Source organism: Leptospira mtsangambouensis, from assembly GCF_004770475.1.
In the GTDB taxonomy this organism is placed as follows: domain Bacteria; phylum Spirochaetota; class Leptospiria; order Leptospirales; family Leptospiraceae; genus Leptospira_A; species Leptospira_A mtsangambouensis.
Genome location: NZ_RQHK01000015.1, coordinates 298,988 through 313,021, shown reverse-complemented (window position 1 = coordinate 313,021; position 14,034 = coordinate 298,988). Strand labels below are relative to the sequence as shown.

The window sequence follows — 14,034 nt, the reverse complement described above, 5'->3', positions numbered from 1 at the left end:
GAATTTCTGTTCTTTATACAAGCAGGTAGCAATGGATAAAGAAAAAATCAAACTTTCCGGTTTCAACAATCTGACAAAAGTTTTGAGTTTTAACCTCTACGATTTTTGCATCACTTTGGATGACGAACAAAAAGGTAGATACGTAAGTTATATCCACGACAAATACAATGCTAGCAAAATTACAGAAATCTCAAAAGAGATTGTCAAACGAATTGATGCCAATATCCTTTCGGTCTCGGCACAAGACTACGATCCTGTAGGTGCTTCTGCTATGGTTCTTATGAGCGATGTCAAAGGTGGTGGCAATCCAATCCCTACGGCACAGGTCAGTATGCACTTAGACAAATCACATATCACCGTACATACCTATCCAGATGCGGCCGATCCAGATGGAATTTGTTCCTTCCGAGTGGACATTGATATTTCTACTTGTGGTGAGATCATTCCACTCGACTCCATTAATTTTTTATTTGAAGCCTTTGAATGTGATGTAGTTTACATTGATTACGTAGTTCGCGGATACACTCGTTTGGCGGACGGAAGAAAAATTTATAACGACCACCATTTCAATTCGATTTTGGATTTTATCAAACCAGAAATCAAAAGAAACTATACCTTCCTTTCCGATATCAATATGCCACAAGACAATACATGGCAAACGAAAATGATGATAAGAGAACTTGGTCCTGAGAATTATTTACTGAATCCAGCCGATATTTCCCATCCTGATGTTCCGAACAAAATGAAACTCCTGAGGGAGGAAATGAAAGAAGTTTATCACATGATCCATTAACATTTATTACTGGACGTTAGATTCTATTTCTTTTTGAATTTCCAACCATTCTTTCTCTCCCAATTTCGGAATTAAATACATAATTTTGCGATTGGGTGGGACCAAAAAAAACTGAGTTCCATGTTCATCTCTTTGTTTTAAGGAAGGATGGATTGGCAAATAAGCACCTAACTTTCGATAAAAACCAATCTCACCTTCTGATTCTGGTCTAAGTGATTTGATTTCTATACTTTTTTGGTAATAAGCCAAATAGGAGTTTATCGCCTCTTCTGATTCACTGGGGTCTGTGACTAAAAAATAAAAAGAAGATTGGATTTCTGGAAATCTTTCCTTAAAACTACGAAGGGCTTCCAAGGCCAAGGGACATTTTTTACCACAGCCCACAAGGCCCGGATAAATCCAAACCCAAGTGTCTTTTGGTTCTTTCGAAAATTTTTCTGAACAGAAAGGACAATCAACAAACCGAAACTTTCCACCAAAGGAAACGATGACAAAACTCATCACGAAGAGAAACAAAAGTCCAAAGCCGAAAACCCCGAACCTAACCAAAAATTGATTATGATTTGTCATCATCAATGATAGCTGCTAAGGAATCTACGGATTCTTTCAAACCATTGAAGATTACATTCCCTTTATCAATCAGACCAATCATATTGGAACAGGTTCCTAAATTTGTTTGTGTTTTTACATTTAGGTCAATGATAGAATTGGAAATATCATCCATACTTGTGGATTGTTCCTTACTGGAAACTTGCATCTCTTGAGCGATATGGTCCAATGTGAGTAAAGCTTGTTCTTGTTTTTCAAAAGCAGAAAGAGTGCCCGTAATTTTGACTGTGAGTTCTCGCATCCCTTCTTCCGAAGAAAGAATGGATTTTACAAAACTTTGAACGGTTTGGTTGATTTGATTGGATTGTTTGAAACTGACTTGGATGGCCGATTTGATTTTTCCTGAGATGGCAGAAATATTCTTTGTGGCTTCTGCTGTTGAATCTGCTAGTTTTGAAATCTCAGATGCAACCACAGCAAATCCACGACCTGCATCTCCCGCACGAGCCGCTTCAATGGATGCATTTAACGATAGTAAGTTGACTTTTTCGGCGATATCAGAAATCAATTCTAAAATTTCTTCCATTTTTTCCGAATCATCAACAGCTACTTCCATTGATTGGTAAAGACCAGTAAATTCCGTTTCTGTTTTTTTAACACTATCGGCGGACTCTTGGATTTTGGAACGCATCACTTCTAGGGAGGTTACAAATCCTTCACTCAAACTAAATAAATTTCGGTTCAATTCTTCGACCGTTTTGACTTCACCAATTTGTCGGTTGGATCCTTCTAAAATCAATTGGCTGGAAGCTGCTGTTTCTTCAGTGGCAGCAGAAATGGCCTCTATGGAAGAGGATTGTGTTTGAAAAGAAGTTTGAAATTCCTTAACCTTCTGGGAAAGGTAGTTGGAGTTTTCAATAAAAGTTTTTGTCCCTGAAGATACCTCATTCACTGCGGAGGTAACACCAGCAATCACTGTTTCTAAATTGGTTTGTGTTTCGATTTGTTTTCTTAGTTCCGAAACAGAACGAATGGAAAAATAAATTAAGATCCCAGTTTCAAATACTACAAATAGTGCATGAGTTAATACGATTTCAAGTCCTGTTCCATAACTATAAACCATCACCTTGGTTCCCCAAATCACTGTACCAAATTCTTGGACATAATTTCCCACTAAGTGGTGTACGGCGATGGTGGCAGCGGCAACAAACAAAACCCGCCAATCTTCATAAACAAAGAGAATGGCAAGAGCACTGAATACATGGAAATGCATCTCGATCCGGCCAAACTGAGCTTGGATCATAAGAGCACTAAACATCATAATCGTTGCCCCATTCCAAGCTCGTAAGAAAAAAGAACCACGAGCAATCTTATAAAATAAAAAAGAAACTAAGGAAATAACTACTGCAGAAAGGCTGACAACAGTTGTGGCACCATAACCTAAGGAAAGAAAAAACACCAGAGGAGTGTGGGCTAAAATGGCCCAAATAAAAAATGTATCTACTTTTTTTTGGCGTTCCAACAGAACTGCCGCCAATCTAATATCCATATGTTAATAGACGAAAAAAAAGTGAGAGAGTCTAATCAATAAATTATTTGATTATAAAATTAGATACTTTAATGTTCTGAAATGATAAAAGTTCCGTTTGTGTTTTTTTATTTTTATACGTACAAATACAAATGTATTGGGTCCGTTTTGATCCAATTCTAGCCGATTTGTTTTGCAGAATGAAACCTAAGAAAGCCTGAATTCTCTCTTGCTTTGGGGAAAATAGATTCTGATACTTGTTCGCAGAAGGTATATTTTGGAACCATTCTCAAATCCCTCAGATTCAGAAACTCCGCTTACGGGCGAAACAACAGATCCTTCTTTCTTTATCCAATTGCCTAAGAATATCGCCAGTTACTCCATGACTTCGCAGGCCATATTGGAAGAACTTCGAGTGCGGCATAGACGACTCGAAATGCATGGAAGTGCCGAGATCACACCTTCTCTTCTTTTGACAGTTGACTCCATCCCTGAATTACTTTCGAAACAAGTGCAACTCACAGAAGCACATAAATCACAAGTTGCCATCGCAGAAGCATTTAAGGAACTAGCCGGTCTTACTGAACATAACAAAGAACCTGTGGTTTATTTTTACCCCTTTTTACTGCAAGTGGATCAAAAACTCACTATGCGAATCAGCATGATTGCACCACAAAACAAAGACAAGACGGACATTGTTCCTTTTCGTCGCGCCTGTTTCAAATACAGCATTGATTTGATTGATCTACTTTTCAAAAACAGAGTTAACCGAGAATTTATTTTAGAAGAAGAAAATCCTGGTGCCTCCCTAGTTCGAACGGACCAAAAAGGAAATACATATTTTTTTCCTACTAAACTCAGTTATGAAACAGAACTCGAAATTATGATCCGCAAAACAATGGAGACTTTTGGTTACATTCCCATGAAGGATTTTATCCAAGATGTGATCACAAGAGGGAAAGAAACAGCAAAACTAGTAGAGATCATTCCTGGATACCACCTGATTTTGCCAAATGGTTCACATAACCCTGAATATGCGCGCCATCTCGTTGTCCAATTGGACGGACTAAAAAATTTTTCCTTTCCTTATCTCAAACGAATTGCCAATGAAAACAAATATATCGGTTTTTTAGAAAAACTCACCCAACTAGAAATTGTAATTCCAAATAAGACGGAAGAACTACTCAAAATAGGTAGTAACCTTGTCCCACAAATAACTGCCCTATTGGAAGAATTTCCTTTTGATAAAATCACAAACGAGGAAGGGAAACGGATCAGTTTTTCCATCAGAGAAAGCCTTATCATTTTAGATAAACTTTCGAAACGACTGAGAGAACAAAAAAAAGAAGATGCTGAAGAAGCAGTCATAACTCTCATCAAACTTTTGGGAACCAAAATCGAAGACAATACCACAAATACCCTCACCCTTACAAAAATAGATTTGAATGCGGAAGTAAAAACTTTAGGCTTAAAAACCGAGAAGGAAGTAACCGATGCCATTTCTAAAATAGTTTCTTCACTTTCCGAAACTTACGGTTGTTTGGAAATGAAAGAAGATACCTTTCATGTTCTTTTTGCCTTGGACCAAAAAAAACTTTCTAAAGTAGAGACCAATACCTTAACACTAGCAAAAACAGATTCGAATTATAGAAACGAACTTCCCATTCTCGACCAAATCCGCGTGATCTTAAAGAACAGGTCCGATGAAAATATCGACAAAGAAGAAATCCCAGAAAAAGAATTCGAAGAAGAAAAAGACTCAAACCAAATTACTCCCAATGAACCTCGGATCTCTTTTTCAGCGCTCCAAGAAAAATTTCATGTGCCCATTGGAGTTTTTAGTTTTTTAACATTAGCTTCTTTAATCACTGTTATCTCACTGATCATTGGTTCATTGGAATACATTGTGAGTGGCTTTATTCTCAGTTTCCTTGTGGGACTTACGTTAGGTTATCTCTACCGAAGTGACGGGAAAAAGAAACAAATCACAGAAAAACAATCTTTTCCAACCTCTCCCAAAGAAAATCGATCACAGAGTATTGCAAAAATTGCGGAAGGGTTTATTTATCCTAAAAAATTCAACAGCATTGCCGAAAAAGTTTATGATTTCAAACGCTTACGAAACCATATAGAAGACTGTGTAGAAGATATCAAAATCCAACTACCGGCAATAGATCAAAAAAAAGATTCCAACAAAATTGTAGCAGAAATTGAACATGCCATCATACAAATCTCCGTTGTGATGAAAATCCCCGAAGCCATCCAATTAAAAAATAGGCCCAAGGAACTTATTCTTTCCAAAGCAGACTTTCGCACCATTTTATTTCGAACCCAACTTGCGGAATACTATCGTAAAGAAGCAAGCATTTATAAATCAGACCGAGACCAAATGGATTACATCCAGTTTATCATTCGAGAATTAGAATTTGGCTATAATAAATATCTGAAATGATAATTCTGGTTTTATGAAGTCTTTTGTATACACAACACTTACTATTTTATTTCTAACATCCTTTTCCCATTGTACGAATAAGGATGTAGTCAATGCAGAGGAATGGTTTGAAAACCACAAAGAAGACCGAGTCCTAAACCTCTCGAATAAAGAAGTAGGAGTCCTACCCGCATCCATTGGAAATTTGACAAAGGTAGAAGAACTAACTCTCCAATACGACTCACTCAAAACAGTTCCCAAAGAAATGGGAAACCTCAAACAATTAAAAATCCTCAATCTTTTCGGAAACCCCCTCCCCACTTTACCAGAAGAAATTGGAAATTTGGAAAACTTAGAAGTATTACTTCTCGGAAGAACGGAACTAAGCGAGATTCCTCCCTTCATTGGCCGTTTGCAAAAATTAAAAACGCTGGCACTGGACGAAACCAAAGTGCAACTAACAGAAGCTGATGTGGAAGTGATCGCCTCACTCCCTCATTTGGAAATCCTTGACCTAAGCTTAATGCGCGAATACAAAACTCTCCCCAAAAACCTGACAAAACTAAACCATCTAAAACAACTAGTTTTACAAAAAACCCTACTCGAAAAATCCGATGTGGTAAGACTGCGGGACGAACTCCCCAATGTCCGAGTCAAACTCTAGGGTTACCGATTTTTTTTCCGTTTTCTCTTTGGCCTAGACCACAAACATTGGTCTTACTATGGCCAAACCAGAAACGGAAAATCCCTATTCTAAAACGGTTCTCCTACCACAGACCAACTTTCCCATGAAAGCCGACCTGGCAAATCGCGAACCAGGTCAAATTAAAATTTGGAAGGAGAAAAAAGTCTTCCAAACTATGAAGGAAATTCGTAAAACCAAACCTTCGTTTGTATTACACGATGGACCTCCTTATGCCAATGGAAATTTCCATGTGGGCCACTCTCTCAATAAAATTCTAAAAGATATCATTGTTAAATCCAAAACTCTTTCTGGTTTCCAAACCGATATGATTCCTGGTTGGGACTGCCACGGACTTCCGATCGAAGTACAGGTGTTAAAGAATCTAGGAAAAGAAGCAAGGAACACAAGTCCTAGTGAACTTAGAAAAAAATGCCGTGAGTATGCAGCTGAGTTTGTTGGAAAACAAGGAGAAGACTTAAGTCGTTTTTTATGTTTCTGGGAAGAAGATAAAAAGTATCTCACCATGGCTCCTGAATTTGAAGCAAGGATTGTGGAAGTTTTTGGATCACTTTTCGAAAAAGGATATATCTACAAAGGGAAAAAACCTGTGTATTGGTGTATTGATTTGGCAACGGCCCATGCGGAAGCAGAGATCGAATACCAAAACCATGTTTCTCCTTCCATCTATGTAAAGTTTGCTGTAAAAGGTGAAAATGATACCTATTGCCTGATCTGGACCACAACTCCCTGGACACTCCCTGCAAACCTTGCGATTTGTTTTAATGAGGAACTTGACTACTCTCTTTTCCAATCCGATTCCCACGGAAGGCTGATCTTGGCCGATGGATTAAAAGAAGCAGTAGAACAAAAAACAGGAATCACACTCACAAAGATTAAATCTTTAACGAGTGCAGAACTGGTAAAGATGACCTTCTTACATCCGTTTATCGATCGTGAATCCATCCCTCTTTTTGGAAATCATGTGACACTCGATGCGGGAACAGGTTGTGTCCACACAGCTCCAGGCCACGGAACGGATGACTACCGTGTCGGAACGGCAGCTGGGCTTCCTCCACTTTCTCCAGTCGATGATTACGGCCGTTATACGGACGAATTTGAAATGATGAAGGGAATTAAAATTTGGGATGCCAATCCTAAAATTGTGGAACTACTACGGGAAAAAAATGCCCTCGTCCATTATTCTGAATTCACTCACTCCTATCCACATAGTTGGAGGAGTAAAAAACCGCTGATCTTTCGTGCGACCCCACAATGGTTTTTTTCCATCGACCATGCAGGCCTCCGAGAAGATTCTCTCAAAGCTATAGACAAAGTACAATGGATTCCCGATTGGGGAATCACTCGCATCCGTTCTATGGTGGAATCAAGACCTGACTGGTGTTTGTCGAGACAAAGAAACTGGGGAGTTCCCATTCCTTCCTTTACTTGTAAATCTTGCGGATTCACACACCTTGATGACAAAACAATAAAACACTTCATCCAGATTGTCAAAAAAGAAGGGATCGAAGTTTGGTATGAAAGAGAAGCGAAAGACCTTTTGCCGGAAGGAACCAAATGTACAAAATGTGGCTCCGATGACCTAAAACAGGACAAAGATATTTTGGATGTTTGGTTTGATTCAGGCGTTTCCAGCTTTGCTGTGTTTGGTGATTCTCTCGACCGTGAACCTGCCGATTTGTATTTAGAAGGTTCTGACCAACATAGAGGATGGTTCCAATCTTCTCTTTGGCCATCCATGGCAATTCGCAAAAGACCTCCTTATAAATCTGTCCTAACACATGGTTATGTGTTGGATGAAAAAGGTCACGCTATGTCTAAATCCCTTGGAAACGTGATCAATCCCACAACAGACATCATCAACCAATTCGGAGCCGATATCCTTAGGCTTTGGGTTTCCACCCAAGATTTCCGAGACGATGTGAAAATCGGAAAAGACTCGATCAAAACTGTAGCAGAAGCCTATCGTAAGATCAGAAATACCTTCCGTTATCTCCTAGGGAATACAAAGGCAGAGGCTCTTCAGTGGAATTTCAAAAAAGAAAATTTAGAAGCCATCGATCAGTATTACCTTCATAAATTAGCCAAACTGAATGAAGATGTTAAAAAATTATATGAGAACTACCAGTTCCATCAGGTTTATCATCGAGTTCTAGTTTTCTGTACGGTGGATTTATCCCAAGACTACTTTGAAATCATTCGGGACAGAATGTACTGTGATGGCAAAGATTCGAAAACGAGAAAGTCTTCCGAATTTGTTTTGGCAGTCATTTTAGAAACCTTAACCAAACTTCTTTCGCCGATCCTTTCTTTTACAACAGAAGAAGTATGGTCAGAATTTGGTTTAAAAGATTCTGTTTTTTATTCTGATTTTTCAGACTTATCTTCCTTACTTGATTCCGACTTAGAATCCCAATTTGCACCTGTATTTGAAACGAAAGAAGTGGTGCAAAAAGCCTTAGAAGAAGCAAGAAAATTAGGAAAACTTGGAAAGTCACTGGAGGCAGAAGTTCTCATCTCTGGAGATTCCTTAAAAGATACAAAGTTTTCCAAAGACGACCTTAGCTTATTCTTTGTAGTCTCGGAAGTGTCATTTGATCGCAATGAAATTAGTGAAGTGTTCTCTGAGTGGAAAGGAGAAAAAGATTCCATCCAAATTCGTAAACCTCGCCACCATGAATGCCCAAGGTGCTGGCGCCATGTTTCCGAAACAGAAGGAAAACTTTGTAAACGCTGCGAATCTGTTGTGTCCAAACTCTAAAGTTAGGTTCGAGGCAATATAATTACCAAAAGCAGACTCTAGACTAAAAAACCGATGGATGTTTTGAATAAAGTCAAACCACCATCGGTCTTTTTTTATCTGATACGATTTCCTCTCCAGACAAAAGAAACGACTTCACCAATCAAAAGTTTGGTGCAAAATTCCTTAAGAGGATTTTTTACGTAACTTTCTAAAAAATCTTCCCAAAATAATATCTGCTTCAGGTAGTTTTGTAATCCCGGCCACCGTAAAATAAATGATCACTGCAGGGAGAATTGAAACCATAAGACAAAGCCGACTCACATTGGCAAAACCTAGTCCTAACGTTTCCGATAGATACGAAACCAAGATGGGTTTTGTTACCCATTCAGAAAACACCAACCAAAGAAAAAGCCCAAAGAGTGCCGGCACCATTTTCAAAATGCGGAACCAAACTGTCAGAAATGGAATTTTTACTTGGTGAGATTTTAAATAATACAATAATAACGAAGATGTCACAGAAGCACTCAGAGCCGAGGCCAAAGCAATGGCAGAATGTTTCAAAAAGAACATGAGACCAATGCTCACCAAAATACTTAAGAAAAAAGAAACCAACTGGATCCTTAATGGAGTTTTTGTGTCAGCAAAAGCATAATAGGAAGAAACCAAAACTTTATTAATGCTATAAAACGGAATCGCAAAAGAATAAAATACCAAAGGATAAAAAGCAGTGATCGTTGCTAAATGGTCCCAACGTCCTCCGAAATAAATCGAATCCAAAACTGTTTCCCCAAGAACCGCCAAACCTATGCTTGCTGGTAATGTTAAAAAAAATGCAAACGATAGTACATCTGATATTTCTTTTGGAACATTTTCTTCTCTTCCTTCGCGAAGGTCTTTCAAAAGGGAAGGCAGGATGGTCGTCGCAAGTGCCACTCCAATGATTCCAGTCGGAAGTTGGACAAGTCTTTGGGAATAATCCAAACTCACCACAGCCCCAAGTCCTGGGTTTTGGTTTTGGATGTAGTTGGCTAGGAAAATATCGACTAGAAGTCCAATCTGATAAAAACTTCCTCCAAGGGCCGCTGGTAACATCAATTTAAAGATTTTACGAATGGCAGGATGTTTAAAATTCAAACGAAAGATGGGACCATATCCATTTTTGTACACATACCAAGCTTGGACGAGGAGTTGTAAAACCCCTCCCGTTACTATTCCATAAGCAAGAACAAAAACTTTTTCCCGAATCTCATGATAAAAAGGAAATATAAAAATAAAAACGATCAAATAACTGAAGTTAAGGATGATGGGAGATAAGGAAGGAACAAAATATTTATGATGTGAGTTGGAAATCGACATAAAAATCGAAGACAAACTTGCAGTCATAATAAGAAAAAATAAAACTAACGAAAGTTCAACGACAAGTGCTCCGTATTCAGGTGATCCACCCACAAGTGCGGGTAAAAAACCAGCAGCAAAAAACCAAAACAAAGCCACAAAAAGAGACAAACAAAGGAAAAGGAAACTAAGAACAGTTCCTGCCATCACACGGGCATCCATTACACCTATCTTTTCATATTCAGAAAAAATTGGCATGAAGGATTGGCTAAGTGTTCCTTCCGCAAGTAAGTTCCGAAACATATTGGGGAGGCGATAGGCCACACTAAAAGCAGAAGCAACCATACCTGTTCCAAAACTAACAGCCATAAAATGGTCACGAACAAGACCCAAAATCCGGGATAAAAAAGTATAAAAAGAAAGAGCAAGTGAACGCCTGGCACTTGACTCATTTCCCTTGGCTTGTTTTGTCATAAGACCAGGTTTTAGATGGGATTCAATTTTTCAAGAAAACGGATGGAGCCACTCGTACTCATTTGGAACTGCGTGGAACATCCGGGACATTCATGTTTTCCAAACTTATGGATTCGTAATCTTGTCCCACAAACTTCACATTGGATGATCCGCTCCACCGCTTCCAATTGTTTTGTTTTGGATTGGATGTAACTTGGAATTGTGATTGGTTTTTCTTGGAGTTCAGGATTTGTTTTATAAACCGCAAATCGCCTTTCTAACTCGTGATTGAGAGTGTCTTTGATTTCCAACCGAAGGCTATTCAGTTTCTCTTCCAATAATGATTCCATAGGAGAAGAACTCTTTACAGGAGTGTTCGGATTTTCTTCTACTTCGGAAATGGATTCCAATTGAGATACCGGTTCTTTAGAACCAATCGAAGGGTCACTCCCCTTAGATTTTCCAGTAAAATAAAACCTGATTCTGTTTTCTTCTTTTGAAGATGTGGGACTCGGGTCTAGTTCCGAATCGGATGGTTTTGGTTCTTTTGATACTGGCCGTCTTAGTTCGGCCTGTAATAAAAATGCTTCGGCTTGGGTATGGTCACGAAAGATCGGTAATTTATCAAAAAGTCCCACGAGGCCTAGGACATCTTCGATTTCTTGTTTCACTCCGTAAATAGAATACACAGCTCCAAGCTTTCTAGTTTGTTTATGAATTTTAACCAATACACTGATTCCATTGGATGTGATAAAATCCAATGCACCAAACTGAAATAAAAACTTTCGATACCCCTTGTTCAGTTGTGATTCGAAATATCGATAAAAATCTTCCGCACTGGTTCCGTCCAAACCACCTTTCAACTGAATGGAAAATACTTTGTCTTTTGGTTCCATAATCTATCCTAAAAAGATCGCATCGCGAATTGGTGTTTGGTGGGGATCTGGAGAAACATTCGAAACAAGTGGTCCTTCAGACAAAATCTCTACACCACTCTCTTCCCCAGAAGTTGTCACCTGACCTGGACTTTCTGTTAGATCCACAATTGGTTCTATTTCCGAAACTTTTCTTTCGATTGTTTTTTTCTCAAAAAGAGGGAGATTCGTAGATTCTTTTGGTATCACTGAAGAGTCTCTTGCCACTAACATTGTATAGGTCACAAAAGCACCTGTTAAAATCAAACTGACAACAAAAGCAAAAACAACATAATTGAAAACCATCCATTCCACAAGTTTCCATTGGTTTTCAAAGAGTAAGCCTAAGTTTCCTCTTTCATATACTAAAATCACAAGCCCGGAAACATCGAGTGTTCCTGGTTTGTAAAGTGGTGAAGTGAGCCTTACTGTGTTTGATTTGGCAAGCGGCAAATAAGAAAGAACCCATTCGAACCCAGAACGAACTTTCGGATCTCGTTTGGAATTTAAAATGGGATTCTCACCATTTTCTGGTTCTGACCATTGCCATTTTTTCATCCGAATCCCTTTTTTGAAAAAGGTGGAATGAAGGAGTGCCTCATCGGGTTTTCTATTTTTTAATTCCTCTGGGGTGTAAATCGTATCAGTGGAAACAAGGAGAGTGGCATCCACAGAATACAAACTGATCTTTTGGATGTAAAACTCTTCTGGATCATTTTTAGATTGTTCCACATATCGGTGGAACATTTTTTCAAGTTCCACATAACCTTCGTTTTGTAGCCTTTGTTCCGAACTTTTTGCCAAAGCCAAGGTTAAATCACGAGCTCTATGGTCCGAAACAAACTGTTCTTGGGTGAGAGCATTTTGCAAAGATTCATAAAAAGTCCAAACCACAGCACTGAGGGCCAAGGTTTCACAGAGGAAAAAGAAAAGAATAAAGGATAGAAAAAAACGTGAATATTTCATAGATCCCCCTTATACCTTTCGGCCAAATCCCAAGATTTACAGAGGAAAATACAAAGGAATTTAAGGGAGTTGGTCTATGAAGTTTTGCGTAAAATTTAGGACAAACTCCTTTCGTTTCTTCGGGAAATCCTTTTCTTTTCCCAACCGCAGGAGGGAGGTCATATCTTCTGACTTGGCCCCACAAGGATTGATGAGAGAAAAGGTAGAGAGATTGTTCACACCATTTAAGGCAAACCCAAAGCTTGTAAAATAAGACTTAGCATAAATCCCTTCCGAAACCAATTTCCGTTTGGGCTCCTCTATTGTATAAAGGCCAGGTGCTTTTGGATTTTCTTCCACAGAAAGATCCCAAGTTTTTTCTATCGAAGCCACCAAACTTTGGTTTAAGATATGTAAAAAATCACCCAAACTTAAGTTCCTTTTTTTCAAATCGATATGTAAGTATCCCACAATTTGGCCAGGTTCATGGGCCGTAAAATCTCCACCTCGGGACAAAGTGACAAGCTCCACACCAAGAGAGGAAAGGACTGTGGGTGAAACCAAAAGATTTTCCGCTTTCGCACCTATGCCCCCTGTCAAACATGGACTGTGTTCTAAAAAGAGCATGGATTCCCTTCGATTTTTCCTGGAATTTTCCTGGAATTTCACGTATCTTTGGTACGAAACGATCGAAGGAAACAGGTAGGAAGGAAGTCCTTTTCGATGGAGAAACTTTGTCATGCGATCCTTTGGATCCTCGAAAAATCACCCAATGGGAGAGCTCGCCTGGATTTGGCGAAACTGCTCTACTATTCGGATGGTGTTCATTTCCAAAAACATGCGGAGATGATCACAAGAGGAGACTATATCCACTTAGAAGACTCCCCTTACCCCGTCAAACTGAACGAAGCACTTTTATTTTTGAAAGAAAAAGGCCATATCGATGCCATTCCCAAAATTGAAGGAAATGGAATCCAAGGGTTTACTTTGCGTTTTTTAAAACCCATGGAAGGACTTGACCTTTCTCGCGAAGACAAACGAGTGATGATGAAGGTGGTGGAGGCATTTCGTGGCCGAGTGGTAGATGAAAATCGCCATTATCCCAATCTTTATGAAAACTACGTAGTCACCCCGCTCTTCGATGCCATTCCCTTTTCGGTTGATCGGATCAATACGAAAATCCATGTTCTTGTACAAAAAAGCCTTTTGAATCTATCGGGCAAAATGTTTAGAGTTTTATTTGAGAGGTCAGAATGATCATCACTGTTTGCAAAGGCAAAGTCCATAGAGCCGTCGTCACTGAGGCGGAACTCCACTACGAAGGTAGCCTCACGGTTGACCAAGACCTCATGGACTTGGCCGGAATGAAACCTTATGAACAAGTTAGCGTAGTGAACGTAAATAACGGGGCACGATTCGAAACCTACCTGATTGTGGGTGAACGAGGTTCGGGAACCATTTGTTTGAACGGGGCAGCGGCAAGGCTTGGAATGAAGGGGGACAAAGTCATCATCATCACCTATGGCCAGGTGGATGAAAAAGACCTTCCCGCAGATTACAAACCCAAAGTAGTCTTCGTGGATGAGAACAATCGCCCGAAAAAAGCCTAATTTCCCTAATTTTTCCAGGGCTTTTCTTCG

12 protein-coding genes are annotated in these 14,034 nt (G+C 39.2%); 6 read left to right on the top strand and 6 right to left on the bottom strand.

What is annotated here, in order from left to right; all coding sequences use genetic code 11:
* Window positions 1-31: 31 nt before the first annotated feature.
* The gene (speD, locus tag EHR01_RS12075) at window positions 32-793 is read left to right on the top strand and encodes an adenosylmethionine decarboxylase (protein ID WP_135695011.1); all 762 of its coding nucleotides are present in this window, start codon (window positions 32-34) and stop codon (window positions 791-793) included.
* 6 nt (window positions 794-799) lie between these two features.
* Here the strand turns inward: speD and EHR01_RS12070 are convergent, their stop codons facing one another.
* Window positions 800-1,363 carry a hypothetical protein gene (locus EHR01_RS12070; protein WP_167482951.1) on the bottom strand — a complete coding sequence of 188 codons (564 nt, stop codon included), beginning with the start codon at window positions 1,361-1,363 and terminating at the stop codon, window positions 800-802.
* Window positions 1,350-2,879: a methyl-accepting chemotaxis protein gene (locus EHR01_RS12065; protein ID WP_135695010.1), complete on the bottom strand. Its 1,530-nt coding sequence runs from the start codon at window positions 2,877-2,879 to the stop codon at window positions 1,350-1,352. The genes EHR01_RS12070 and EHR01_RS12065 overlap by 14 nt, the downstream gene beginning before the upstream one ends.
* A gap of 268 nt (window positions 2,880-3,147) precedes the next feature.
* Between EHR01_RS12065 and EHR01_RS12060 the strand changes: the two genes are divergently transcribed.
* Genes EHR01_RS12060 through ileS form a run of 3 tightly spaced genes read left to right on the top strand, consistent with a single transcriptional unit; the run spans window position 3,148 to window position 8,765 of the window.
* The gene (locus EHR01_RS12060; RefSeq protein WP_135695009.1) at window positions 3,148-5,322 is read left to right on the top strand and encodes a hypothetical protein; all 2,175 of its coding nucleotides are present in this window, start codon (window positions 3,148-3,150) and stop codon (window positions 5,320-5,322) included.
* A gap of 13 nt (window positions 5,323-5,335) precedes the next feature.
* Complete coding sequence (locus EHR01_RS12055; protein WP_135695008.1) at window positions 5,336-5,965, top strand: leucine-rich repeat domain-containing protein; 630 nt, start codon at window positions 5,336-5,338, stop codon at window positions 5,963-5,965.
* Between the two features lie 58 nt (window positions 5,966-6,023).
* Entirely contained in the window at window positions 6,024-8,765 is a 2,742-nt protein-coding gene (gene ileS, locus EHR01_RS12050; protein WP_135695007.1) for an isoleucine--tRNA ligase, read from the top strand.
* A gap of 165 nt (window positions 8,766-8,930) precedes the next feature.
* On the opposite strand, the gene murJ is transcribed toward ileS, so the two are convergent.
* The 4 genes from murJ to lipB are packed head-to-tail and all read right to left on the bottom strand — an operon-like array spanning window position 8,931 to window position 13,135.
* Window positions 8,931-10,556 (bottom strand): murein biosynthesis integral membrane protein MurJ, encoded by a 1,626-nt coding sequence (murJ, locus tag EHR01_RS12045; protein ID WP_135695006.1) that lies wholly within the window; start codon window positions 10,554-10,556, stop codon window positions 8,931-8,933.
* A gap of 11 nt (window positions 10,557-10,567) precedes the next feature.
* Window positions 10,568-11,431 carry an STAS domain-containing protein gene (locus EHR01_RS12040; protein ID WP_135695005.1) on the bottom strand — a complete coding sequence of 288 codons (864 nt, stop codon included), beginning with the start codon at window positions 11,429-11,431 and terminating at the stop codon, window positions 10,568-10,570.
* A gap of 3 nt (window positions 11,432-11,434) precedes the next feature.
* A complete protein-coding gene (locus EHR01_RS12035; RefSeq protein WP_135695004.1) occupies window positions 11,435-12,415 on the bottom strand; it encodes an LIC_12071 family protein in 981 nt (326 codons plus the stop codon).
* Window positions 12,416-12,475: 60 nt separating this feature from the next.
* Window positions 12,476-13,135, bottom strand: a complete 660-nt coding sequence (gene lipB, locus EHR01_RS12030) for a lipoyl(octanoyl) transferase LipB (RefSeq protein WP_135695003.1) — start codon at window positions 13,133-13,135, stop codon at window positions 12,476-12,478.
* On the opposite strand from lipB, the gene EHR01_RS12025 reads away from it, so the two are divergent.
* Both EHR01_RS12025 and panD read left to right on the top strand, forming a co-directional pair.
* On the top strand, window positions 13,118-13,651 hold the full coding sequence (locus EHR01_RS12025; protein ID WP_135695002.1) for a type II toxin-antitoxin system antitoxin SocA domain-containing protein: 534 nt from the start codon (window positions 13,118-13,120) through the stop codon (window positions 13,649-13,651). The genes lipB and EHR01_RS12025 overlap by 18 nt on opposite strands.
* Entirely contained in the window at window positions 13,648-14,004 is a 357-nt protein-coding gene (gene panD / locus EHR01_RS12020) for an aspartate 1-decarboxylase (protein ID WP_004785828.1), read from the top strand. Before EHR01_RS12025 ends, panD begins: the two co-directional genes overlap by 4 nt.
* Window positions 14,005-14,034 lie beyond the last annotated feature (30 nt).

What these genes read in the sequence shown, in the direction of transcription:
- speD (WP_135695011.1), top strand. Translation starts at nt 32, where the DNA reads ATGGATAAAGAAAAAATCAAACTTTCCGGTTTCAACAATCTGACAAAA.
- EHR01_RS12070 (WP_167482951.1), bottom strand. Translation starts at nt 1,363, where the DNA reads ATGACAAATCATAATCAATTTTTGGTTAGGTTCGGGGTTTTCGGCTTT.
- EHR01_RS12055 (WP_135695008.1), top strand. Translation starts at nt 5,336, where the DNA reads ATGAAGTCTTTTGTATACACAACACTTACTATTTTATTTCTAACATCC.
- ileS (WP_135695007.1), top strand. Translation starts at nt 6,024, where the DNA reads ATGGCCAAACCAGAAACGGAAAATCCCTATTCTAAAACGGTTCTCCTA.
- murJ (WP_135695006.1), bottom strand. Translation starts at nt 10,556, where the DNA reads ATGACAAAACAAGCCAAGGGAAATGAGTCAAGTGCCAGGCGTTCACTT.
- EHR01_RS12040 (WP_135695005.1), bottom strand. Translation starts at nt 11,431, where the DNA reads ATGGAACCAAAAGACAAAGTATTTTCCATTCAGTTGAAAGGTGGTTTG.
- EHR01_RS12035 (WP_135695004.1), bottom strand. Translation starts at nt 12,415, where the DNA reads ATGAAATATTCACGTTTTTTTCTATCCTTTATTCTTTTCTTTTTCCTC.
- EHR01_RS12025 (WP_135695002.1), top strand. Translation starts at nt 13,118, where the DNA reads ATGGAGAAACTTTGTCATGCGATCCTTTGGATCCTCGAAAAATCACCC.
- lipB (WP_135695003.1), bottom strand. Translation starts at nt 13,135, where the DNA reads ATGACAAAGTTTCTCCATCGAAAAGGACTTCCTTCCTACCTGTTTCCT.
- panD (WP_004785828.1), top strand. Translation starts at nt 13,648, where the DNA reads ATGATCATCACTGTTTGCAAAGGCAAAGTCCATAGAGCCGTCGTCACT.